At 44.5% G+C, this 24,250-nt stretch carries 27 protein-coding genes and 1 pseudogene; 4 read left to right on the plus strand and 24 right to left on the minus strand.

The annotated features are described in order from the left end of the window. Positions 1–26 precede the first annotated feature (26 nt). Positions 27–854 (plus strand): aldo/keto reductase, encoded by an 828-nt coding sequence (locus tag N667_RS0113090; protein WP_027409994.1) that lies wholly within the window; start codon positions 27–29, stop codon positions 852–854. A gap of 275 nt (positions 855–1,129) precedes the next feature. Here the strand turns inward: N667_RS0113090 and N667_RS0113095 are convergent, their stop codons facing one another. The 20 genes from N667_RS0113095 to N667_RS0113195 form a co-directional block, all read right to left on the minus strand. After that, a complete protein-coding gene (locus tag N667_RS0113095) occupies positions 1,130–1,573 on the minus strand; it encodes a carboxymuconolactone decarboxylase family protein (protein ID WP_027409995.1) in 444 nt (147 codons plus the stop codon). 325 nt (positions 1,574–1,898) lie between these two features. Beyond that, positions 1,899–3,680 carry an adenine deaminase C-terminal domain-containing protein gene (locus N667_RS0113100; RefSeq protein ID WP_027409996.1) on the minus strand — a complete coding sequence of 594 codons (1,782 nt, stop codon included), beginning with the start codon at positions 3,678–3,680 and terminating at the stop codon, positions 1,899–1,901. 95 nt (positions 3,681–3,775) lie between these two features. Continuing rightward, on the minus strand, positions 3,776–4,225 hold the full coding sequence (locus N667_RS0113105; protein WP_027409997.1) for an acyl-CoA thioesterase: 450 nt from the start codon (positions 4,223–4,225) through the stop codon (positions 3,776–3,778). 33 nt (positions 4,226–4,258) lie between these two features. Continuing rightward, on the minus strand, positions 4,259–5,836 hold the full coding sequence (locus N667_RS0113110) for a benzoate-CoA ligase family protein (RefSeq protein WP_027409998.1): 1,578 nt from the start codon (positions 5,834–5,836) through the stop codon (positions 4,259–4,261). A gap of 129 nt (positions 5,837–5,965) precedes the next feature. Continuing rightward, a complete protein-coding gene (locus N667_RS0113115) occupies positions 5,966–6,760 on the minus strand; it encodes an enoyl-CoA hydratase/isomerase family protein (RefSeq protein ID WP_027409999.1) in 795 nt (264 codons plus the stop codon). A gap of 160 nt (positions 6,761–6,920) precedes the next feature. Further along, entirely contained in the window at positions 6,921–7,565 is a 645-nt protein-coding gene (locus tag N667_RS0113120; RefSeq protein ID WP_027410000.1) for a Phenylacetic acid catabolic protein, read from the minus strand. Further along, entirely contained in the window at positions 7,562–7,795 is a 234-nt protein-coding gene (locus N667_RS0113125) for a hypothetical protein (protein ID WP_027410001.1), read from the minus strand. Before N667_RS0113125 ends, N667_RS0113120 begins: the two co-directional genes overlap by 4 nt. Beyond that, positions 7,795–8,118: a metal-sulfur cluster assembly factor gene (locus tag N667_RS0113130; protein ID WP_409978190.1), complete on the minus strand. Its 324-nt coding sequence runs from the start codon at positions 8,116–8,118 to the stop codon at positions 7,795–7,797. The genes N667_RS0113125 and N667_RS0113130 overlap by 1 nt, the downstream gene beginning before the upstream one ends. After that, positions 8,118–9,053: a Phenylacetic acid catabolic protein gene (locus tag N667_RS0113135; RefSeq protein WP_027410003.1), complete on the minus strand. Its 936-nt coding sequence runs from the start codon at positions 9,051–9,053 to the stop codon at positions 8,118–8,120. Before N667_RS0113135 ends, N667_RS0113130 begins: the two co-directional genes overlap by 1 nt. Positions 9,054–9,520: 467 nt before the next feature. After that, a complete protein-coding gene (tnpB, locus tag N667_RS0113140; protein ID WP_027410004.1) occupies positions 9,521–10,624 on the minus strand; it encodes an IS200/IS605 family element RNA-guided endonuclease TnpB in 1,104 nt (367 codons plus the stop codon). 258 nt (positions 10,625–10,882) lie between these two features. Continuing rightward, a complete protein-coding gene (locus tag N667_RS0113145) occupies positions 10,883–11,905 on the minus strand; it encodes an MBL fold metallo-hydrolase (RefSeq protein ID WP_027410005.1) in 1,023 nt (340 codons plus the stop codon). Between the two features lie 90 nt (positions 11,906–11,995). Then, positions 11,996–12,871, minus strand: coding sequence for a PaaX family transcriptional regulator C-terminal domain-containing protein (locus N667_RS0113150; protein ID WP_027410006.1), 876 nt, complete (start codon positions 12,869–12,871; stop codon positions 11,996–11,998). Positions 12,872–13,587: 716 nt separating this feature from the next. Then, positions 13,588–14,256, minus strand: a complete 669-nt coding sequence (locus tag N667_RS0113155) for an SOS response-associated peptidase (protein WP_027410007.1) — start codon at positions 14,254–14,256, stop codon at positions 13,588–13,590. Between the two features lie 292 nt (positions 14,257–14,548). Further along, on the minus strand, positions 14,549–15,337 hold the full coding sequence (locus N667_RS0113160; RefSeq protein WP_027410008.1) for an ABC transporter permease: 789 nt from the start codon (positions 15,335–15,337) through the stop codon (positions 14,549–14,551). A 2-nt stretch (positions 15,338–15,339) separates the two neighbouring features. Next, positions 15,340–16,113, minus strand: a complete 774-nt coding sequence (locus N667_RS0113165; RefSeq protein ID WP_027410009.1) for an ABC transporter permease — start codon at positions 16,111–16,113, stop codon at positions 15,340–15,342. Continuing rightward, the gene (locus N667_RS0113170) at positions 16,103–17,083 is read right to left on the minus strand and encodes an ATP-binding cassette domain-containing protein (RefSeq protein WP_027410010.1); all 981 of its coding nucleotides are present in this window, start codon (positions 17,081–17,083) and stop codon (positions 16,103–16,105) included. Before N667_RS0113170 ends, N667_RS0113165 begins: the two co-directional genes overlap by 11 nt. Positions 17,084–17,408: 325 nt before the next feature. Then, positions 17,409–18,551, minus strand: a complete 1,143-nt coding sequence (locus tag N667_RS0113180) for a glycosyltransferase family 4 protein (protein WP_027410011.1) — start codon at positions 18,549–18,551, stop codon at positions 17,409–17,411. Between the two features lie 20 nt (positions 18,552–18,571). After that, positions 18,572–19,093: a phosphatase PAP2 family protein gene (locus N667_RS0113185; RefSeq protein WP_027410012.1), complete on the minus strand. Its 522-nt coding sequence runs from the start codon at positions 19,091–19,093 to the stop codon at positions 18,572–18,574. Between the two features lie 177 nt (positions 19,094–19,270). Beyond that, the gene (locus N667_RS19840) at positions 19,271–19,432 is read right to left on the minus strand and encodes a hypothetical protein (RefSeq protein WP_156936130.1); all 162 of its coding nucleotides are present in this window, start codon (positions 19,430–19,432) and stop codon (positions 19,271–19,273) included. Positions 19,433–19,643: 211 nt separating this feature from the next. Continuing rightward, positions 19,644–20,186 carry a hypothetical protein gene (locus N667_RS0113195; RefSeq protein WP_232223975.1) on the minus strand — a complete coding sequence of 181 codons (543 nt, stop codon included), beginning with the start codon at positions 20,184–20,186 and terminating at the stop codon, positions 19,644–19,646. Positions 20,187–20,272: 86 nt separating this feature from the next. On the opposite strand from N667_RS0113195, the gene N667_RS0113200 reads away from it, so the two are divergent. Further along, positions 20,273–20,863 (plus strand): TetR/AcrR family transcriptional regulator, encoded by a 591-nt coding sequence (locus N667_RS0113200; RefSeq protein WP_027410014.1) that lies wholly within the window; start codon positions 20,273–20,275, stop codon positions 20,861–20,863. 220 nt (positions 20,864–21,083) lie between these two features. Here the strand turns inward: N667_RS0113200 and N667_RS18745 are convergent, their stop codons facing one another. The 4 genes and pseudogenes from N667_RS18745 to N667_RS19845 all read right to left on the minus strand — a co-directional run. Beyond that, entirely contained in the window at positions 21,084–21,542 is a 459-nt protein-coding gene (locus N667_RS18745; RefSeq protein ID WP_232223976.1) for a VanZ family protein, read from the minus strand. Between the two features lie 315 nt (positions 21,543–21,857). Then, positions 21,858–22,244 carry a hypothetical protein gene (locus tag N667_RS0113215; protein WP_027410015.1) on the minus strand — a complete coding sequence of 129 codons (387 nt, stop codon included), beginning with the start codon at positions 22,242–22,244 and terminating at the stop codon, positions 21,858–21,860. Positions 22,245–22,530: 286 nt separating this feature from the next. Then, positions 22,531–22,839, minus strand: a complete 309-nt coding sequence (locus N667_RS20415; protein WP_409978191.1) for a hypothetical protein — start codon at positions 22,837–22,839, stop codon at positions 22,531–22,533. A 38-nt stretch (positions 22,840–22,877) separates the two neighbouring features. Further along, positions 22,878–23,069: pseudogene (locus N667_RS19845) on the minus strand (type II toxin-antitoxin system death-on-curing family toxin); the annotation flags it as partial. Positions 23,070–23,221: 152 nt separating this feature from the next. Here N667_RS19845 and mntA point away from each other — a divergent pair. Together mntA and hepT are read left to right on the plus strand one after the other, a co-directional pair. After that, a complete protein-coding gene (mntA, locus tag N667_RS0113220) occupies positions 23,222–23,629 on the plus strand; it encodes a type VII toxin-antitoxin system MntA family adenylyltransferase antitoxin (protein WP_027410016.1) in 408 nt (135 codons plus the stop codon). Then, positions 23,619–24,026, plus strand: coding sequence for a type VII toxin-antitoxin system HepT family RNase toxin (hepT, locus tag N667_RS0113225; RefSeq protein WP_027410017.1), 408 nt, complete (start codon positions 23,619–23,621; stop codon positions 24,024–24,026). The genes mntA and hepT overlap by 11 nt, the downstream gene beginning before the upstream one ends. Positions 24,027–24,250: the final 224 nt, after the last annotated feature.

Here is a 24,250-nt window from a genome sequence, read left to right on the forward strand (position 1 = left end):
TGCAAAATTTGGAGAGGAGGATCTTAATGGACAGTATTAAAGCGTGTACTACGTTATCCAACGGCGTGACTATGCCTTGGCTCGGGCTTGGGGTTTACAAAGTGCAAAACGGCGAGGAAGTGATCAATGCGGTGCGAACCGCTCTTGAAATCGGCTACCGCCATATTGACACGGCCGCGTTTTATGAAAACGAAGAAGGTGTGGGTCAAGCGGTAAGAGAATCGGGAATACCGCGCGAGCAGTTGTTTATTACGACAAAAGTATGGAATTCCGATCAAGGGTATGAAACGACGCTAAAGGCGTTTGAAACAAGCTTGAAAAAATTAGGACTTGAATACGTTGACCTATATTTAGTGCATTGGCCGGTCAAAGGAAAATATAAAGAAACGTATAAAGCGCTTGAAAAAATTTATAAAGATGGACGGGCGCGCGCGATTGGCGTGAGCAATTTCCATATTCACCACTTAGAGGATTTGCTTGCGGAATGTGAAATCAAACCGATGGTCAATCAAGTCGAGTACCATCCGCGCCTGACGCAAAAAGAACTGCACGCCTTTTGCAAGCAACACGGCATTCAATTAGAAGCGTGGTCGCCGCTGATGCGCGGTGCGCTGCTTGAAGAGCCGACGCTTATTGACATTGGACGCAAATATGGCAAAACCCCAGCCCAAGTCATTCTTCGTTGGGACTTGCAAAATGAGGTCGTTACGATTCCGAAATCCATTACGCCTGAACGAATTAAAGAAAATGCCGATATTTTTGATTTTGAACTGACAGCGGAGGAAATGGAGCGCATCGATTCATTAAACCTAAACAAACGAAGCGGGGCGGACCCGGACAATTTTAATTTTTGAATGCGTCTAGATCAAGGCTCAATCACTCTTCTAAAATAGAAAATGGAACTTTGGGTGATGTTAGATTTTAACAAATCAACAGAAATCCAAATGGCACGTACTAGAGTGACTGCAAAATGAGCACAAACGGCTAACACGATGACAAAACATCGGCATCCCTTTCGTTCTAAATAGAACCTAAGAGGATGCCGATGTTTTGTTTCGTCTAACGTTTTCTATCGCGTTCTTCTTTAGTAAACGTAAAGCCAAATGGCAAATCTATGCTTTCTAGAAGCCTACACACATCTTGGGAACATGCCGGTGGAAATCGCGATCCGATTCCACGCATTAATTGTGTTGATGGCCATAATTAATGTCACAAATTCTTTTTCATCAAAATGGGCGCGAACGCGCTCGTACAATTCTTGCGGAACTCCCTGCTCAGATATGCGCGTGACCGCCTCCGTCAACTCTAGCGCTGCACGTTCCTTTTCGGTATAGAACGGAGCTTCCCGCCAAGCGCTAAGCAAGTAAAGCCGCTCTTCTGTTTCCCCCATCGCCCTTGCATCTCGCGTATGCATATCAAGGCAAAATGCGCAGCCATTGATTTGCGATGCTCGAATTTTAATCAACTCATATAACTTCGGATCCAACCCGCTCGCCTTAATAAACCCTTCGAGCTTCAGCATCGCTTGAAACGCCTCCGGATTGGCAGTTCGATAATTGAACCTGACTTCCATCCAATCTCCTCCTAGCTGTAAAATATTCCTTTCGACTATAAGACAAAATAGGGCGCTGATGTGTGACACATTATCATAGAAATCAGCATATCCAATTATCGACACTCTTTTTCGTCTATCTCTCGCACGAACGGCGTAACTATAACACTTATTTTTTTAGGAGAGTTTGCTAGCATGAGCCATTCCCCTTATCGGAAAAACAAGAAGAGAGCCGCGACAAGGGAATCGGCTCTCTGATCACAATACGTTAGAAACTCTACCGAGATTGAACGGATGTAAGACCCATTTCCCGCTCAGTAATTAGACCGGCCCACTTATATCAATGTTAACGTTGTAAAGTACATCCATATAGACGCTCCGCTGGAAGGACAATATGATTCCGCTTTACGTCGTACAGACCGCGCGGGATGAGACGAAGGCCCGGCAGAAAATCGCACGTTAAAAAGAGCAAAGTGTATAAAATATCGTGGAACGGAAAGCCGCGTTCCCGAAGCGCGCTAAGCAATTGATCGTGATAATGGACCGATGTGGCAAACGAACGGTCCGTTACCATCATTCCCGTAAGCGGAAGAGGGATTTCAACGACCGTTTCGTTGTTATCGACAACCACGATGCCGCCGCCCATCTCATGTACTCTTTTGGCTGCAACGGCCATCGCTTCCGGTTTCCTGCCAACAACAAGCAATTCCGTCGTCGTATTGTACGTCGACGCCATGCCGTCCACATTGACCGCAAACCGCTCTAATATTCCTTTTGCCACCCACTGTCCGTTGCGAGCGATAAGGGAAGCATAAAGCAATCCTTCGCTGTTAGAAATATCAGCATACCCGCTGGCCGATGGAAGAATGACATCTTTTTGTTCCGTAATTACATTGCTTTTAAAATGAACAACAGGAATAGAGCGGTCAGGCGCTGGATGCGGAAAGCGGTACAACCGTTCATCATCCAACCGTTCTTTTGGAAACAAAAACGGCCTCTTCGAGACATATCGATCCCATTTAATTGTTGGTAACGGCGCAAGCAGTTGGCCATGGCGGGCAACTATTTTTCCTTTCGATATCACGACAGCCGGTTTGAACGAGACAAGATCTGGAAGCAGCACGACATCAGCTAATTTTCCCGGCGCAATGCCGCCGATTTCACCATCAAGGCGCAAATATGTAGCGGCATTAATAGTCGCCATTTGTAAAGCGGTCATCGGCGGCACCCCAAGCTCTACTGCTTTCCGAATTAATCCATCGACAAACCCTTCTTTTTCAATAAAGCTAGGATGGGCGCCGTCTGTAGTCATTGTAATCCGCTGCGTACTCACCCGTCCTTCAGTGATAAGACGAATGACTTCCGGAAAATCAGGGCGCAGCGAACTGTTGCGCAGCGTCGTCCACATCCCGAGTCTAAGACGATCAAGCGCTTCTTTCGCGGTAATCGCCTCATGGCAAGCATCGACGCCGCTTGCCGCGATACTGTTGAGCTTGTCGTAAGAACAACCCGCTGTATGTCCATCGATTACTTTCCCCATTTTTTTTGCCGTTTCAATCATCTTGATTAAAAACGGATCTCCTTCATACAACAACGGCCATCTTGTCACTTCAGCCGTTCCAATGACTTCATCCATGGCGAGCAGTTCTTCGATGTCCTTTTCATTAAACCAATCGCGCTCTCCCGGAAAATCAGCTTGTGAAACGAGACGGATAAGCCAAAAGAAATTGCCAGGCAGCTTTCGTAAATCATGAACTAACCGCTTAAACCCATCAACTCCGAAATGCAAATAAAAAAACAAGTTGTCATTTACCGTCGTCGTCGTGCCTAAAGGCAACACTTTCTCCGTCATGCTGACAGGATTATATAAAACCCAAGGGTGGGCATGCGGCTCAATAAATCCTGGAGAAACATACATCTCGCTCGCATCAATAATGATCGTCTCATCATTGACTGCTACATCTTTCTCTCCGACATACGCGATCGCATCTTGGTAAATCGCTACATTTTGCCGTAAAAACTCACCGGAATAAACATTAACAACCATTCCGCCTTTGATAAATATATCGGCTGGGCGACGTCCTTGAGCCACCTCAATGAGCTCCGTTCGTTTCGCTTTTCGAATCAACTTTCTCTCCCCCATTTTTTAGTGTCTCTACTATTTTACAGTGAAAAAAAGCCAAGATGCTACAACCATTCTTGGCTTTAGAAGAATAGTAGAAATTATGCGTGAAGCCACGGATTCGTTTGCGCACATTCTCCCATTCCTTCTTCCTCAAGCAACTCCCTTACGTCATCCGGAATCGGAACTGCAAATATGCGGCCCTCGCTTTCTTTTACCCATCCTCGAACTTCGAACCCGTAGCCGGTCCTCGTCTCCCCCCGAAACACCTCGTGCCTCAGTTTGATCGTTTTCTGTTTGATTTCCTCGACAACTGTTTTAATTGTAATAATATCATCGTAATACAATGGACGTTCGAACGTGCAGTCGGCATGAAGAAGTGGGAGAATGATATTTTGTTCTTTCATTAGTTTCAAAGGAGGCAGCCCAATACTGCGGAAAAACTGATGTCCGGCGATGTCAAACCATTTAAAGTAGTTGGGGTAATAGACGATGCCTGCTGTATCTGTATCGCCAAAATTAACACGAAGCTGAAACTCGTTTCTTTTCATCGCTGATCGCCCCTTCCGCTGTTCGCTTTGAGTTTATCGACGTTTCAATAACTCTCGTAATTTAAAACGTTGAATTTTCCCGGTGGCAGTTTTCGGAAGCTGGTCAATAAATTCAATGATGCGCGGACATTTATAGTGGGCTAGATGCTGCTTCGCAAATTGTTTCAGCTCCTCTTCCTTTTCTTTCGACCGTTCTATTCCGTCTTTGAGCACGACAAACGCTTTAGGTATCGTAAGATTTTGATCGTTTTCCACACCGACCACCGCGACCTCCAAAACATCATCGTGCTGTAACAGACAATTTTCTATTTCGATCGGGGATACCCATATCCCTCCGACTTTCAACATGTCATCAGTACGGCCGCAATACCAATAATAACCTTCTTCGTCACGGTAATATTTGTCGCCGATATATAGCCAGTCTCCGACAAATTTTTTCTTGTTTTGTTCATGGAGATTCCAATATCCGTGTGCGATGGAATCACCGCGAATGACTAAATCGCCGACTTCATTCGGCGGCAATTCCATCCCTTGGGAGTCGATAATTTTGACTTCATAACCCGGGACGACTTTTCCTGAACTTCCTTCTTTAATATCGTCAATCCGGTTGGAAATAAAAATATGAAGCGCTTCTGTAGAGCCGATCCCGTCTAAAATATCGACGTTGAACAATTCCTTCCACTTCCGATAAAACGAAGGAGGAAGCGCCTCACCCGCGGAAACGCAGACGCGCAGTGAGCTAAGATCGAAACGTTTCCCGGATTTTTGGACATAATCAATCATCGCTCCATACAATGTCGGAACCCCAAAAAAGATGGTTGGCTTGTACGTTTCGATCGCTTCAAACATCATCTCCGGCGAAGGACGGTCCTTCACAAGAATCGTCGAAGCGCCAACACCTAGTGGAAAATACATCCCCCCGCCAAGACCATAGGCAAAATACAATTTCGAGGCAGAAAGGCAACGGTCATTTTCTGTGATCTTTAGCACTTGCTTTCCATACGTATTCAATGCAAATTCCATATCATGCTGTAAGTGAATAATTCCTTTTGGCTCCCCTGTGCTGCCCGAACTAAACAGCCAAAAAGCGGCGTCATCTTTATTGGTTGGAGCCGCCGTTAATTCTTTGCTGGCACGGTCAAGCAAACGGTGAAAATTGAACACGTCACCAGACATTGTGTTAGCGTTTTCATAAATGACAATAATGTGCTCCAAAAATAAAAATCGGTCTTTGACATGTTGGATTTGCCGCCAAAGATCTTCATGGATGACTAGCCCTTTGGCGCGGCTATTATTCAAAAAATATTCATAGTCAGACGGCTGCATCATCGTATTCACCGGAATGGGAACAACGCCAATCTTAATCGCTCCAAAAAAGGTGTAAATGAATTCCGGTGTATCATGGCACACCATAACGATGCGGTCCTCTAACCTATAACCGAGCTCCCGCATCATATGGCCAGCTTGATTCACTTTCTCTTGCAGTTGTTGATAACAGATTTGCTCATCTCGATAATAAATAGCCGTTTTTTCCCCTAAGCCGTTACGGATGTGATCATCAATAAATAGTCCCGCCGCGTTATAAAGCAAGCCCAATCCGCGTAATTCCATGGTTCACCATCCCACTTTTATAAACTAAAATTGAACCTCAAACGGACCGATGCGCGAACGCCCGATGCAGAAAACCCCCGGAAACGGAGGAATGATCCATTTCCAGGGCTTTCGTTAACGAAAATATGCTTAAATCCCGTTCCAGTTTGGTTTTCTTTTTTCTAAAAAGGCGCTTAATCCTTCTTTTGCGTCTTCTGAACGGAATAACAAGTTTTGCAATTCTCCTTCATAGCGAATCGCCACGTTCAACGGCATTTCTTTTCCGTTCATAATCGACAGCTTAATGTTGGAGACGGCATATGTCGCACTGTTGACGATTTTACGCGCATATTCCCGCGTCCGCTCTCTCGTCTCTGCTTGCGGAAACACTTTGTTCACCAGCCCAATTTCTAGCGCTTCTTGCGGCGTAATCGTTTCTCCCGTAATGTTCATGTCAAGTGCGCGCGAATAGCCGATCAACCGCGCAAGGCGCTGCGTTCCCCCGGTTCCGGCTAACACTCCAAGCGTCACTTCCGGCAACCCGATTTTCCCGGCTTCATCTCCCATGAATCGAAGATCGCATGCCAACGCCATCTCTAGGCCGCCTCCTACCGTATGTCCTTCTAAACAAGCGATGTACACTTGAGGAGAACGCGCGATTTTATCTAGCGTCTCGTTACAGAACAAGCAAAACTGCGTTTTAAACCGCGGATCGGCCGCCCGCAAAAAGTTAATGTCCGCCCCGGCTGAGAAAAATTTCGGCATATCGCTCATCAGGATAACGACTTTAATATCCGGATCAAATCGAATGTCGTCAATCGCCGCATTTAGTTCTTGGTAAAACGCCAAATCGTAGGAGTTGGATTTGTTAATGTGTAAATGAATTTCCGCAATCCCTTCGTTTTTGACCACCGTTAAGTTTTTCTTTTTTGTTTCTACCGCCATTTTAAATTCTCCTCTCCTATTATTTTTAATTTATATGGAATGCTTGCCTCTATTGAAGCTATCTTCAAATCACTCAAACTACTAATAGCACGTTTCCCGCTACGTCACTAAGCGCGATTTTCTCTCTCCTTCTCACCTCCTAAAAGACTTTCCTTTCCCGCTACTTCACCTGTACGAGTGATTGTGCGGCGATTTCTTTTAGTTGTTCTTTAAATCGGGCCGTTAGTTTTACATGTGCTGGAAAATATCCGCTAGCTTGCAACTCCGCTTTTTGTTCCACTTTTTCTAGCCACGTGTATACTTCACTGACCATACGATTTAGCGCTTGCTCGAAACGGCGCGGAATCGCTCCTTGTTCATTCCGAAGCTCATAAGCCCAGCTTTTCGCGTAGATTAAATGGTCTTGCTGTTCCCGCATAAGCTTTTGGATTCGCGAAACGACGGCCGGGTGATTAGACTCAAGCAAAGATTGCAAAACGATGTCTATCGCTACATTCGTTGTATACAAGGCCGCGATCAGTGTAATCCAATTGTTTACGCCGATAACTTCTGTAAACGCTTTCCCCGTCTGCCCGTAAATTTCCGCTTTTTTCCCTTGGAGACCACGCAAATCAAAGCACCAATTATACAACAGTCTCGCATGTCCTAGCTCGCCTTGGGCCATCGCAATCGAAGCTAGCGTCGCTTCCAAGTTCGGTCCGCTCACCCCGACTTCGACTAGACGATCGCCAAGGACGTATTTATTATCCGCGATCGTCTCCAGCAGTTCGATCAATGCATGTACTCCCGGCTGTTTTTCGTTCATCGCACTCTCTCCCCTTTTTGCGCAAATAGCCCGTGAGGCTTTTTCACCCATACGAACTGACTGCGGTCGACGACAATCATTTCGGACCAATCTTCTTCATCGTACGTAAAAGAAGCGTACACTTTGGCCAACTTCTCGTTTTCCGCCTCAACCGTGCCAATATGGATTAGCTCGCCTCCTCGTTTAATCCGAGCGAAAATGTCAAATGTTTTTCTTTGTTTGGCCGCCATTACTTCGAACTCACTCCCCAATATTTCAATTTTTCCCGCGCCTCGGGACTTAATCGATCGACTGTCCACGGCGGGTCCCACACGACGTGGATATGAACCGCTCGGACTTCTTCTTCTTGCAGAAGCCGGTTTTGAATGTCTTGTTCGATCCATTCCATACAAGCACAGGAAACAGCGGTGTATGTCATCGTAATATGAAGTTCATCACCATTTTTTTCAATGTTGTAAATCAACCCCATATCGACAACGCTGATTGGAAATTCCGGATCCATTACTTCCTTCAGCGCTTCCCAATACTTTTGTGTATCGACGCCTTGTTTCATCACACCGCATCCTTTCGCAATTGCTCCAGCTCTTTGGCGCCTTTTTGGATTCGTTCAACGAACTGTTTATTTTGCGGCCCCCTCTGTTTAAACCGTTTAATAACGTTATCCCACGTATCCGGCTGGTCAAATAGCCATTTTTTATTGACCGGATCGAACTTACACGGGAATGGAACATCCAGCACGTATTTTTGTTGTTCTTCATCATAATGGGCAGGCACTTTCACCCCGATTGATTCGCAGAACGGAACAGCAGTCGACAGCCATTTCTGGCGCAGTTCGTCATTCGTCCGTCCTTTTAGGCGATACTCAAGTTGCGCCGATCGGCTTTTCAAGCGATCTTCTACCCCGAAAAATTCAAGCGCCATTAAAAACATCCAATCAACAGCTTTTTGCACCTCTTCGCGCAGTTGTGGATCTTGCATGGCCGTTCTCATAATAATTTCGCCGTTTCGAAGGTGGAACAATTCTTCCTTATCGACTTTCACTAACGCGCGCTTCCAAGGGCCGTATGAAGTATGTTCAAAAGCGTCACCGAGAAGCGTGTAGCCCGCCCGGTCAAAAAACGCATTGAACACCCCTAGTTCAATCCAGTTCGACAGTTCAAAATCGAACGCATACGGATTTTTCCAACGGTGCGGTTCGCGCTTATACAGCAGCTCATCGACGTCTTGGCCTAAGTCTTTTAACAGGCGGTAAGCGATATGCGCATGACCGATTTCGTCTTGCATAATCGCTAATGCGGTAATTTTGCTATTTAATGTGGGCGCCTGATCGTACACCGTCAACAAAGGTGGAATGCTTAACAACTCCGTGTCCCCTACAATCGTTAACGTCTGTTTGAGGGCGTTTAAATACTCTTCATTCATATCTTCGAGCCCTTCAACAATAAAACCATTTTGGATCTTTTCTTTTAAGAGCGCAGCCTGATCCATCTCTCCACCTTCCTTATTACGTTTTTTATTTTATCGTATGTTTAACATAATATTAATTCACTGTACGTTTTATTGTCAACAGAAAAATCTGAAAAATATAAAAATTATACTCTATTATGATAAACCTTTGATATTAGTCAAATATGCGTGAATCAAATCAATCTCGGCTATCAAAATATATGACTCCTATCCACCTTTTTATTACGATCGATAATAAAAACATATAACGTTTATTTTTCGATCACGTTATTAATATAAAAAGAGTGTTCTCGTTTCCGTCGAGATTATAAAAGAAAATAAAAAACCGGCTGCATGATGTATAGCCGGTTTTTGCTCTGTTATTTTGCTCAACCCTTTTGAACTACTCCCACTTTCATTTTGTTTCAAAGCGGGAGATTCCTACGAACACCAAAGCCTCCTTCGGTTCTCTTAGTAGGCGATCCCCGTCGTCCCAACGGTTCCGTTGTCTAACACGACAACAAGCGCAGTCCTTCTTTTAGAATATTGATACTCGCGTTCTGATCCCGATCGTGATGGGTTCCACAAGATGGGCATCTCCATTCACGAAGGCTCAGATGTTTCACGTCTTTGTGTTGGTAGCCACAGCACGAACAGAGTTGGGAAGAAGCAAAGGTCCTCGATACGATCACCACTTGTTTCCCGTACCATTTCGCTTTGTACTCTAACATGGTGCGAAACTGTGACCAAGACACTTCATGAATCGCTTTGGCTAACTTATGATTTTTCATCATATTGCTTACTTGCAAATCTTCCATCCCTACAACATCGTGGTTTTTGATGATGTAAGTGGAGATTTTATGCAAGTAATCGGTTCTCGCATTTTTGATTTGTTCGTGAATGCGAGCCACTTTGATGCGTTGTCGATGCCAATTTGAAGAACCTTTGATCCGTCTGGATAAGATGCGCTGGGCCCGAATGAGCTTTTGTTCCATGTGGCGCAGCCATTTCGGGTTTTCAAATCGTTCGCCGGTTGAAAGAATCGCCAACTCTTTCAATCCTAAGTCGATGCCCACCGCCGAACCGGTTTTGGGAAGAGGATTCACGTCCGTTTCTACTAAAAGAGAGACGAAGTATGTTCCACTCGGATTCCGGCGAACGGTCGCACTTAAAATCCGACCTTCCACTTCCCTTGATTTGGCAAAACGAACGAACCCTAGTTTGGGGAGTTTGATGTAGTTTCCTTCGATCGCAATATTTCTGTTTGTTTGTTTCGTGGTATACGATTGAACCTTGTTTTTCTTACTCTTGAAGCGCGGTGGATCGTTTTGCTTCTTAAAAAAGCGAGAATAAGCATCCGCGAGGTGTTTCAGGGAAGATTGAAGAGCTGTGCTGTCCACCTCTTTTAACCAGACGAATTGTTTCTTTAGTTGAGTGAGTCGGGAGGAACAAGTGTGGTACGACCATCCTTTGCCGGTTTCCTTATAGGTGCGATCCCATTTTTCTAGAAAATAGTTATACACAAATCGGCAACAACCAAACGTCTTTTTGATGAGCTCTTCTTGTTCTTGGTTGGGATAGATACGAAATTTGTAGGATTTGTGAATCCTCATGACGTTCCCCTACCTTGATGTGGTAATATACATATTATACCATAACTGAATCTATCTTTATATCATTTTGGATGCGAGAACCTGGAACAACAAACGGTGGTCTGACGATTTCCTCCACCTCTTTTAAACCGGGTAGACGCATACAAAGAAAAAAAAGCTTGGCACTCGTACACAAACGATGTTTCACTTATGGCAAGTGACACTCGAACAGTCGAACCATCGAGATGGCCAATAAGCCGTCCCTTGTCCGAAGGCGATTCATCTCCCACCTACTCCCTTTCGTTCCTTGAGGTGGGAGTCTTCTCGCCTAAAGTGATAAACGATGACTCCCTCACGTTCTTCTTTTACCAATTCATCAAGTGATGCTAAATAGTCTAAATGCGCCAATGTTTCAGCGATCGCAAACCTCCACTGGTGCGGCGTCAACGGCTTATGGACAAACACGGCATACGCCACTTCGTAAGCCGTCTTTCCATCGCTCGCTAAAGATTTCATGTAATCCAATCGTTTTTCGTGATGCTTGATAATTTCATCAATCCGCTCGCGAAGATGGCCAATCACTGTGCCGTGAGCCGGAAGCGCGATCGCCACATCAAGATGCCGAACTTTATGTAGAGAAGAAAAATATTGTTGCAGCGGATTCGGATGACTTCCAGGCCATACGCTAATATTTGGCGTAATACGTTCTAATACGTGATCCGACACAAGCAAACATTTTAGCTCAGGCTGATAAAAATTAATCAACCCATCACTATGGCCTGGAACCGCTATCACTTTCCACCGTCTTTGTCCTAAAATTACTTCATCGTTCTCAAGAATCGTTAAAGAAGGAAGCGGCATCACGTGTTTGGACAGCTTTTGCATACTTTCTTCAATTTGCTTTGCTAACTCATCCGGGACACCGTGCTGCCTGAAGACGACTCCTACTTGATTCGCCTGGTCGCTCCGCTTTTTCCAGACGCGCTCCGCCATCGCATAATCCTCCCGGCTCATCCATACTTTGGCACCGGTTTGCTGTTGCATCCACCCAGCTAAACCGAAATGGTCTGGATGAAAATGCGTTACATAAATTGAATGGATATGCTGACGGTTCACTCCAAGCTTTCGAAACACTTCTTCCCACGCATCAACCGCATCCGGGTAATGAAAACCTGCATCGACTAAGCTCCAACCATCGGTTTCGCGAAATAAATAACAATAAACATATTTCATCGGAAACGGCACAGGGACAGGGATGCGAAATATATTGTCCCCTACTGCTTCAATATTGACCATATACATCCCACCATTTCATTAGTCGCGTTCCTCGCAGATAAAAAAGAAACATATCCGAATCATATTCACTGTCCAATTCAGGAAAAAGAGATTGTACTAAATCATCCCTATAAACGGATTAATCGCTTTATCGCGATTGAATACACGTTCACGGTCCGGTGCGGGCTCAAACAATGTTTCAAAATAGCGAATGGCCGGCACTGCCAAAAGCTGGTGCACATTGAAGAACAACTCGCGCGCTTTCGTGCCGCTCCAATGGTCCGGCAATAAATCATTTGGAAAGCTCGGGTCAATAAAGAAAAAGCTCCGATAGGCATGCACTAATTTTGTTCGTTCAATAAAGCACTCCCGATCGGATAACTCGTTATTCCACGCCCGCTTTTGGAACTCTTCGTATATTCGCTGATACGTTTCGATAAACTGGTCGTATTCTTTGGCGATTTGCGCAAAATCCCATCCGCGTTCAATTAGTTGTTCATGGCTATGCGACACGATCGAGTTAGACGTAAACAAGATGACATATGGCTCTAAATGATAGTCTTTAATCAATTCCATCACTTGCGGTTCAACCGGGTTGGGACTTGCCCACGTTCCGTGAGAAATGAGACCAAATCCCATTAAACTTAATTCTTTCCGAATTTGATTGCGCAGTTCCCTTTTTTCTTCTGGAACAGAATATGTTAGAATGCGCCAATGGCCGTCCCATTTATAGTTTTTTAACGAATAGACGCGGGTAAAGCCATCCATCATCGTCCGCATTCCTTTTGGCGTCAGCGAGTAATAGCTATTGTTGCCGATTTTCCTCACTTCAAAAAACTCTTGCTGCACCATCCGCAGCGCCGCTCCGCGAATGGAGGATTCAGAAATGCCGAAGTGGGACATCATCTGAATTAAACTGCCAATCCACACTTCGTTTCCGTAATGCTGAATGTACTCGCCAAATAACGTAAACATAAGTGCCCTTGGTTTCATCGCTGTTCACACCTGTCTTTTTTTGAATTTTTATCCTTTATTATGTATTATGACGAATGCCTCCCCTCCTTTTCAAGATGATTAAGCGTTCATATTGCTTTCCCTTCATCTCTTGTCCCCGCTATGTTTGATTCGCTCCGCCAGCGCACCCATTCAAAAACACTTTTACACTGCTTACAGTAGTATTGCGACACAAGCTGCGCCGTTCCAAACAGAGACATTTTCGCTACATTAGCCGAACCGCAAAACGAACAGCATACACGCTCTCGTGAACACATTGTCAAAACACCTCTTATATTATGTTTTTAAAAATTTCGTTTGTTAAACATGATATTATTAAATTATTAGAATATTGTCAATTATGAATCTAAATATCTAATATTTCTAATAACCCTTGGCTATATTCATGATTGAATATCCCATTTTTTCTTCATTTTTGAGGGGGCATTATTCATATAAAAACTAACGATCGTTTAAATTTCATAAAAATAAAACGGCGCCAGCGATTGACCCCGTTTTGGCTTACGTCTTCGTTTTTAGCTAAATTCCAGCTGCCAGTCCGCTGAAATGTTTTATTCCTCGCAGCAAAGATGAAACTAGGCGGCTGTAGAAATATCATCTTTGAGAAATTTAGTCTCAACCGTTCGTACGTGGATAAAGGTCTGCCGATTCGTCCTCTTTTATCCCCCCTTTACATGATTATAGTTCTTTTCGTCCTACTTGCTGTTGAGCGGCTCAATGCATGCGCTCACATCGTTTTTCGGCGAATTGACAATCGTAGACACTTCATACATATTCATCTCCGAAGCAGAATACGGCCGCAGCAACGACTTCACATAATCGGTATCCTCAAGCTCCGGATCAAGCCATGCCTCCTGCTCATCCGGCGGCAAAATAACCGGCATCCGGTCATGGATTTGGCCGACCAGTTCGTTGGCCGCTGTTGTAATAATCGTACACGTATATAGCGGCTTTTCTTGCTTGTCCCATTTTTCCCACAGCCCCGCAAACGCAAATGGCTCCCCGTTTCTTAGCGTAAAACGGTACGGAATTTTTTTCGTTTCGATCTTTTTCCATTCATAAAAGCCATCCGCTAAAATCAAACAGCGGCGCCGCTTCAACGCCTGGCGGAAGCTCGCTTTTTCATCGACCGTCTCCGCTCTAGCATTAATCATCTTCCAGCCGATTTTCGGATCGCTTGCCCAAGACGGCACAAGACCCCATTTCATCATTTTTCCAATTCGCTCTCCATTCTCCTCGACAACCGTCAAAACCGCCTGACTTGGCGCAATGTTAAAACGGGGTGGAATCGGTTCAGACAAAACAAAATGAAACAACGCTTGCAGCTGCCTCACATCAGCAGTCAACGAAAAGCGTCCACACATCAGGAAATCCCCCTCTATAATTGTGTATATATGTAAAAAGTATAACACCAGGATGAATCAGTATGCGTAAAATCTATTAGTTTTCTCCATTGATAAAACTTAGCTACTATTTCCTATGTTTTAGCATGGCTAAAGTTCGTTAGCGGTTTCTTCAAAAAGCAAGTGCTTTTTTATCAGTTGGTGATACATTTTCTAAATGAAAATAGACCAATCTCAAGAAGGAACGCGAACCCTCAGTCGTTGAACTGCTAGGTATAAAGCTCAAAAAATAAAAGGAGGGGGTTTTCCCTCCTCAGCTGCTCGCACTTGTATACGACCGCAGCGCAAAACGCCAGAAACGCCGCGCCAGCCATAAAAAGACAACAGCCAAACATCCGACAATCAACGCGGTCGATATATTCCATTTTCCTAACAGCGACAGAGCCGGCATGTTTGTGATCACCGCCGCAGGCAGCACATATGTCAGCACAACGCGCACCCAGCCGCGGTACATGCCGATCGGAAACCGCGCTGTTTCAAAAAATGAATCAAAAATAAAAGATAAATCATCAATGCGGATGACCCAAAACGAGGTTGTCATCAACATCATCCAAAGCGAATAAATCAACACAAGCGCCGCCGCCATCGTAATGAAAAAAACAACGATATCGACAAACGACGGAAAGTAACGCTTTTCCGCCAATCCATAAACGACAAGGCCCAAACCGAGGGCCACGTCGATCAAACGCCAAAATACTAAATGGCGGAAGCTGACATAAAACATGCTGTCGACAGGCTTTGTTAAAATATAGTCCAGCGTGCCGCGGCGAACATGTTCAAGCAGACGCGGCATATTCGGGCGCAAAGCGAAGTCGATCAACCCTTTCAATGTATTAAAGACGCCAAGCAGCACGAGCACATCGGCATAGGACCATCCCCCTAACCGGTCCGTCTGGTAAAAAAAGATGTTCATCGTCAAAATCGCGATCCCGATGCCAAAAAAGCTGGAGATGAGGTTGCCGAGAAACTCGCTGCGGTATTCCAATTCTTCTACTAAGCACGCCCGGAAAAACTCGCGGAACATTCGCCAGTATTTGCCCATCTTCAACCACCTACCGCCTGATTTTTCTTTAATCCCGCTTTCCATACGAATTGAAGCACAATGATGAATACCGCCGCCCAAATCAATGCGATCACAAAACCTTTCATGATACCGTCGCCATTGGCGGCTTTATTTATAATATCAATCGGAAATCCGATCATATAGCGAAACGGCAAAAAGATGCTCCATTGCTGCAAAAACGGCGGCAGCATCTCAAGCGGTGCAATTCTCCCTGATAAAAATAAAGAAATGACTTCAAGCACGCCATAAATCGCCGCAACTTTTGTCACCCAAAAGCCGAGCAGCCCGCAAGTATAGCTGAGCAAAAAACGAAGCGCCGCCCCAAGAAGCACCGCCGCCAAAAACAAAAGAAGCTGTCCACCTGATATATCAAAGCGCAGCGCCGGTGCAAACAGCGCCGCCACCGCCCATATCGGCACCAATATGACGAGAAATAATAGTTTATAAACAACGTTTTCAGCAATCGCCCAATGGATCGGATGCAGCTGGCGTATGATGTAGTTCGAAAACGTTCCTTCGCGAATTTCCCGATCAAGCTCCCAAACATCCCAAGCGCTCGTCATCCGCTCAACAAAAATAACCGCCATAAAATAAAAGAAGAACGCATCGCTTTGCGACGGATCAATGTTCATCCAGACCGCCATCGTAATAAGGGGCTGGGTGATCGCTCCCGTCATCCACACAATCGTGGCGAGACGATACGCGAGCATTTCTATGTACTTCATACGCAAAAGAGCGACATATTTACGAACCATGCGGCACCTCCTCCTGAAACGCTCTTGTGATCACTTCCTCCATCGGCGGATCTTGAATGTTAATATCATGGACGCGAAAATGCTGTAAAAAATGCGCGGATACTTCGGCCACTTTCTCCCGCATTACCCGCAACACGACATTGCCGTCTTCGATTTCCGCCACCTCTCCGTAATCCTCCCAGCGCACATTCGGCACCTCGGCAAATTGCACTTCAAGCCGTTTATACGGAGCCAGCTTTTCCGTCAGCACTGCCAGCTCTCCATCATAAATGAGCTGGCCGTAGTTGATGATCATAATGCGGTCGCATAGCGCCGTCACATCTCCCATATAATGCGATGTGAGTAAAATGGTTGTTTGATGCTCGCGGTTATAGTCGGCAATAAAACGCCGGACTTTTTCTTGCGTATGGACATCAAGCCCAATCGTCGGCTCGTCTAAAAACAAAATCGCCGGCCGATGCAATAATGCCGCTGCGAGCTCACAGCGCATCCGCTGTCCTAACGACAAGCTTCTTGTTGGCTTTGTCAATAGCGGCTCTAGCTCCAATAGCTCCACAAGCTCATCAAGCGTCCGCCGAAATGCGCGGTCATCGATGTCATAAATCGCCTTATTCACTAAAAAGGTTTCCATCGGCGGAATATCCCAAATGAGCTGGCTTTTTTGTCCCATCACCAAACTCATCATCTTTTTAAACTCGGCCCTTTGTTCAAACGGAACATATTCCCCGACTTTGATCTCCCCCGACGTCGGGTGCAATAGTCCCGCCAACATTTTCATCGTTGTCGTTTTTCCCGCTCCATTCGGACCTAAAAACCCGACAATTTCCCCTTTTTCAATGGTAAAAGAAACGTCCTTTACTGCCTCGACCACACGGTATTCCCGTTTCCATAAATGGCGGACCGCATCAAGCCAACCCGCCTTTCGAACATGAACCCGGAACGATTTATGTAAATGTTTCACCTCAATCATTACTTCCGCCCTCCAACTCGCTCTCGTTTCTCATTTTTACTTTGACTTACGATCCCAAACAAAAAACAGGCTTCCTCATTCCCGAAGCCTGGCATTGCCTTTTCCGTAAAAATGATAACCTTTTCTTCTAGTTGATATTTTACAAAAACCATATTTTTATGCAAGCACTCCGTTTTAAAAGAGCGGTGTTTTCTTCTCCGCCTCCTGCTCGACAAACTCTAAGTAGGAATGGAAGTTGTAAGATTTTATGCGTATCTTTGCGCAATATCGATAGTCGCCAAAGCTCGCTGCGAATGCCCGTACACTCGATTTATGCCTCGGGCGATTAAGCATGAAGCGAGTGTGAATCACAGTGTAACACTTTTTCATATTCACTAAGCAATTCTTCCAAAATCGTATCCCAATTTTGCGTTAACGCATAAGCGCGGCCCGCTGCTCCCATTTGTTTTCTTTGGGCGTCGTTCGCAAGCAAGCGTACAATAGCTTCAACAAATCCATCAACATCTCCCGGCTCACACAAACAGCCGAATATTCCATGTTGCACAATGTTTTTTACCCCGCCGCTATCGGCGCCAATAACCGGTGTTCCGCTCGCCAGCGACTCCAGCACGACATTGCCGAACGTTTCCGTTGGTGACGGGAAGACGAACAGATCCGCCGCAGCGTACACTTTCGCTAATTCCGTACCGTGCAGATAACCAGCAAACGTCATACGATCGGGGGCGTTTTGTTGCAATGATTCCTTTAACGGACCGTCTCCAACAATGAGCCAGTGCACTTGATTTCGCAACGGCTCAGGCAGCTTTGCAGCGATTTGCGGCAAAAGATGAACGTCTTTTTCCGCCGCTATCCTTCCGACATAAACGAGCAAATATGTTTCATGAATGTTATATCGATTCCGCACTTCCTCTTTATCATAATCAGGATGAAACAACGAGCCATCCACCCCGCGCGGCCACATGTGCAAATTAGTAAAGCCGCGCCGCTTTAATCGTTCCATCGTATCGTGGGAAGGGACGAAAATTTTTTGCAGCGGCCTATAAAACCAATGCATATAGCGCCATAACAGTTTAGAGAAAAGCCGCAAGTCATAGTACCGTAAATAATGATCGAAATCGGTATGATACGAACCGACTACAGGAATTTGCATTTTTTTCGCATAATGCAGGCCGCACAGTCCGATATTGAATGGAGTAGCAATATGGATAAGATGAGGTTGAAAGGCTTGCAATTCCGCTTTCATTTGCATCATGTTCGGAAACGCCACACGGCATTCCGGGTACAAAAAGAAACGAAAGCTCGTAAAGCGGTGAATATGGAAGTCAAGTGAATGGTTATTAGGAATCTCGGGGACAAAAATTTTATATTCGATCTCTTTCTTTTCAAAAAAATCGGCCAGGCGCTTTAATGTCCGTGCCACTCCGTTAACCTCAGGCACAAACGTATCGGTAAAAAGCGCAATTCTCATATAGACCCTCCCTGACACTTTTATAATAAGAAAAACGATACAATGCCCGCTGCCGTACCAAGCAATCCCCCGGCAAGAACGTCGGAAGGATAATGAAGCCCTAGATAAATTCTAGAAATCGCAACGCTGAAAGCAAGCGGTAAAAGGCAAAACGATAAAATGGGCACTGCTAAAACGAACGGGATCACGACGGAAAAGACTGCGGTTGTATGGCCGGATGGAAACGAATGGTCTTGCAACGGATCATATACTTTTGTTTCTGCTAAAACTACATACGGTCGTTTTCGCGGATACAGCCGCTTCATTACAGCGACCGGAACATGGCTCGCCGCCAAGGCGCAGGCGCTAGCGATCGCCGTCATGCGCCACTCCTGAGGGAAGAAAAACAGCGCCGTTAGCACCGCCGCAATCGAAAATGTCGCACCGCCTACATGCGTAATATGGCGAAAATAGAAATTGAGCCACTTGCAATCAAAGTAGCGGTTAACGACTCGAAACATTCGGCATTCTAAAGCGTAGGCTTGATGAAAAAACTTTGTCATCACGCGTCAAACTCCTTTTTCAAAGGATTGTTACACCTCCAGACTAAAACAACAATGTTGAGGAAATGCGAACGGATTGTAAAATTTTTGCTGAATTTACGCAAATATGTTCCCCCATTTGTCGCCGCCCTCTTATAACAAAAAGGCGGCTAAAAATAAGCCGCCTCTTCTATCCCTCTATTGATTGCTTCCCGATTGTTCCGTATTTTGTCCTGTATTTTGCTCTGTTTGATTCGTTCCTTGGTCCTTTTTCTCCTCCGCGTTGTTGCACGCTCCCATCAGCATGATCGTCAACAAAGATACACCCACTTTTAGCAACAAACCATGCTTTGCTTTCATGACCTCTTCCCCCTTATCATTTACTGTGACCAATATGTATTGGTCTAATCAGCATTATAAGGGTTTTCATTCCAATAATGTTCAAATTTACAATAAATATACAGAGAAATAACAAAACTTAAAACTAGATTTACTCAAGATTTTCTTTTTTTACATTTCGAAAATATAAGAAACTCTTATAGATGTAGCGCAACTTCGTGATAAACTTTTATTATCTAGTTTGTGGTGCCTTGCGCGGCCATATCGTATAGCTGAAACTCCAAAGAAAATCGCCGCATAAAATAAGGGACCAAAAGAGCGTAACTTTGATTAGTTCCTTCGCTTTCATAAAATCGCCGACTAGCCAAATCATCAACAAGATGATCGCATTGCCGATCGCCCATGCGAACCAATGGCGATACCATCCTTGTCTCTCGTATTTGGCATGCGCTTTGCCGAATCGAGGCACATTCGCAGCAGGGCGTGAAATCTTCATAACCCGCCGGACAAATTGATCATCTGCCCATTGAATGGCTCGACGCCCATACACAATAGAAATACCGATATAAACAGCTGCCAAAGCGTGAGTTAGTTGTGCCGTTTCCCCTCGCGATAAATCCATGATCGCGATAATAAGCAAAACGACGTCGGCCAAAATCGTGCAAAAAAAGAGCCATGCACTCGTCTTCTTCCACTTTAACACGTATCTCGTAAACAATCCTGAAACAACGAACACCCAAAATAATAGTTCACAAATGACGATAAACCATCCCACTATCGATCCCCTCTTTTTTAATACAACTGTGTTAAAAACAATTTAACACAGTTGTGCTAAAAAATCAATGGTGATATAATATGTCCATGCCTAAAATAGTTGATCATGAAAAACAACGGAAAAGGATCGCTGAAGCAACTTGGAGAGTCATTATGCGGGATGGGCTGGAAAAAGCCACGGTCCGCCATATTGCTAAAGAAGCGGGAATTTCTGCCGGTTCATTGCGCCATTATTTTTCTTCCCAGTCTGAACTTTTAGCGTTTTCGATGCAGCTTGTCTCAGAACGGGTAAAAGAACGGATCGAAGCCATTCGGTTTTCCGGCCCGCCGCTTGACGGAATCAAACGCTTTCTTCTCGAACTTTTGCCTTTAACCGATGAAACAAGAAAAGAAATGGAGGTGTGGCTTGCTTTTACGCAAAAAGCGCTCTGGGATAAGGACCTTGATCCTCTAAGCGAACGCATGTACAACGAACTGCGCTCCGCCATCCAGCGCATGATCGAAACGTTGATCCAACTCGGTATCACAAAACCAGATTTACCAGTTGATTTGGAAACGGAACGCCTTTATGCCCTAATTGATGGCTTAGCCATGCATGGCATTATGCAGCCAGAGCAGCTATCCCCAGAGCAAATCGAAGCTATCGTCGATTACCATTTGCGTTCGCTTTGTCAATAAAAACAAAAGGGATGTCCTAGTTTTTTCGGGACATCCCTTCGTCCAATTTTAAAAGGGGCTTTTCTTCGTTCCAAATCGTTCGTTTTAACATATATTTCATACCTTCCTCTTCCAAGACAAGAAGTTCCTCTCAAAAGTGTAGGAATAACACCGACATTAAAAGAACATGTCCGTTTAATGCACGATACAAAGCGTATCGAATTCAAGAACGACAACGGTTTCATCGCCCGTTTATATGTGCATGAAAGTTCGACTCGTTTTTGTATACGCGCAAGCTCGCCCATTTCCCTGGGGCATATCCTAAAACGCCGCCAAATGTGTTTAGCAAAATATCATCGATATCGAAATTCCCCAACACAAATAATTGTTGAACAGTCTCGTAGGAAAGGCTTAAAAACATCGTAGCCAAAAGAACGGTTAGCCATGAAGGACACTTTTTCAAGCATAGCGGAAGGAAAAAGCCAAAAGGGATGAAACCAACGACGTTTCCTGCCACATTCTCCACCTTGATATCTAAATTCACATCCGCAAAAAACAGATAAAATGCAATCGTTTTGAAAGGCACGAAGTTGCTCGAATGCCAGTACGTTTCCCGGTTGCTAAGATGAAAATCGCTGATCGCTACGCCTTTAAACAACACCATTTTTGTTAATATAAGCAAATATGCAATGAATGACAAAATACAAACGCACCTAAAAAACTTCAACGTCAAATCCTCCACCATATTTTAGTCCATCATACCATTTTTGCTAATGGCACGTAACCTGTTTTCCTGTTTTGTAATCAAATTGAAAAGGACAAAGTCGATTCAAAACAATTGAGGATGCTCACTCGCTTACTATGGCCTTGTTTCTAAAACGTAGTAACGATCGAGTGTACGTGAAGCAAAGCAACATGTGGAATCGGCCGATGCGGTCGAATGGAATTACTCTGGAGAGAACGAGGCGCGGCGGCATTAGAACAGCAACAAGAGGTATTGCGCCGAGGATGTTTATCAAATAAAAACACCATAAACAATCCCTAAAATCGCAAGGGCGAAACGCTTATAGTATCCGATCTTCAGTTGTTTGCGAGCCATCCAATCTTTTAAAAAATAATGAATACTCTCAATAGCTCCGGTTATAGCCAAGCTTGGAAAAAAGATATGCCCCAGGGCTTCCAAGTGGGTGCCTTTAATGATGATCGGGCATGCTATAGAGGTAAAAGTTACGGGGAGAAGCTTGAAAAAATCAGCATCCAACTCTCGTAAAACATGTTGAATCGTAACACTCTCTTGTTCAATGACGCTGGTAAATCGAAGCGAGTTTTTAAGCTGAACGAGCCCCGCCGCAAGCACTAGAAAACTACATAATAACTCGATGATTACAGTAATACCATTCATAATTGCTCCCCCAAGCCCGAACGTTTCGGCTATTCATCGTTACATCAATATTTGAAACAGCGAAAATCATTGGGAAGTTTCAGGTTCTAATCCTTAAGATAACAACGCAGCAACCCCAGAAATGAAGTTGCTTCACACATCAATGTTTCAGTTCCTCATAGGTACGATAAAAACTTACCAAAAATTCGTAGTTGATCGCTTTATAGCGAGTTTCAATTCCTCATAGGTACGATAAAAACCAGGGATGCATTACGCCAGCGGACACAGGAAATTTAGTTTCAATTCCTCATAGGTACGATAAAAACTCTGGAATCGTTAGGAACTTCTTCTCTTCCTTCGCTTGTTTCAATTCCTCATAGGTACGATAAAAACCAAAAAAGCACTGATAAATGAGCATTTTGCTTATTTGGAGCAATTCGTCGATTTTATTATATCGAAACCCATATTTTAGCGCAATGCCTTGCCGGGCGGCGGTTTCGTAAAAAGGCAATATGTCGTCGATCCCTGGGAGTTTTTGCACGATTGGCGATCGACGACTGTACTTGGTCGCCATTTGTTGCTGATGATGAAATTTCAAATAGTTGCTGTTATCCATCTACCTACTACAACAACGAGGGTATTTTTCCGACACCGCTAGCCACGCAATGTCGTATATTCTTTAATTATTTCCACCATTTCCTTAAACGAATAACGATGGTTGACAATATCGACTACAAATTCAATGGGGGCCTTCGTCAGCATATTCAAATCATACCCGTTGTATTTTATAAATTGCATAAAAGCGACAAAAGCCGTTCTTTTATTTGCATTGTAGAAACCATGGTGTTTAGCTAACGATTCTCACAACGCTACCGCTTTTTCGTACCCAAAACAAAGAAAACAGCAAAGTTTACAATCGTGTTAGCGTTTGAAGCACGGAATTAAAAATAATATAATAATAAATAATTGCCGAAAGGGCGGAAACAGGAGGGACGGCGATGACGAAACAAATGGAACGGATCATAGTCGAAATGCTAACTGAAGCAGTCTCCCCTTATGTCATTTATTTGTTTGGTTCAGCGGTGACCGGGCACGTTCATCAAGAAAGCGATATCGATATTGCTTTTCTCAGCGACGAACGATCATTGGACCATTATGAACGATTTATGGTCGCACAACAACTGGCGGAACAGCTGCGGCGGGATGTCGATCTCATCGATTTGAAGCAAGCGAGCACCGTGCTTCAAGCGCAAGTCATAACAAGCGGCAAAGCCATCTATTGTGCGGATGAACGGAAAAAAGCGGAGTACGAATGGCGGGCGTTGAAAATGTATGCGAAATTAAACGAGGAGCGTGCGGAAATTTTGCGAAACATTGCTGAAAGCGGGTCGGTTTATGAAAAATGATGTTATCTTAAATAAAGTTAGTATTATTGAACGATGCATCAAACGCATTCACGAAGAATATGAAAATAATCCAAAACATCTTGAGAATTATACAAAGCAAGATTCGATCGTCCTCAATCTCCAACGGGCGTGTGAAGCGAGCATTGATCTTGCGATGCACATCGTCGCTCAAAAAAAGCTCGGCCTTCCACAAACGAGCCGAGACGCTTTTTCCCTATTAGAACAACATGGCATCATCCCTCCCTCTCTGTCGCAAAAAATGAAAGCAATGGTCGGATTCCGCAATATTGCCGTCCACGATTATCAAGAGTTGAACTTGATGATTTTGCAAAAAATACTCGATCACCACTTAACAGACTTTACCGAGTTTACAAAAACCATTCTTCTTAGCGAATGACGAAAGCAGGCGGTGCCAATGCGTGCCGCCCTTATTATGACAGAAATCGGACGCATAACGCCTCCTCTACTTCAATTCTTTTTTCGATTCACCCGATCCTATTTGCCTTTTACTTCTTTTTCACCGCAGAAACGCATTTCATATCCATATGTTTCTATAAAAACAAAATTATAGTATAGTAAACTCAAAAACTATGGAGGCCTGTATGATGTTTTTCGACCAAT

Source organism: Anoxybacillus tepidamans PS2 (assembly GCF_000620165.1).
Classification (GTDB): Bacteria; Bacillota; Bacilli; order Bacillales; family Anoxybacillaceae; genus Anoxybacteroides; species Anoxybacteroides tepidamans_A.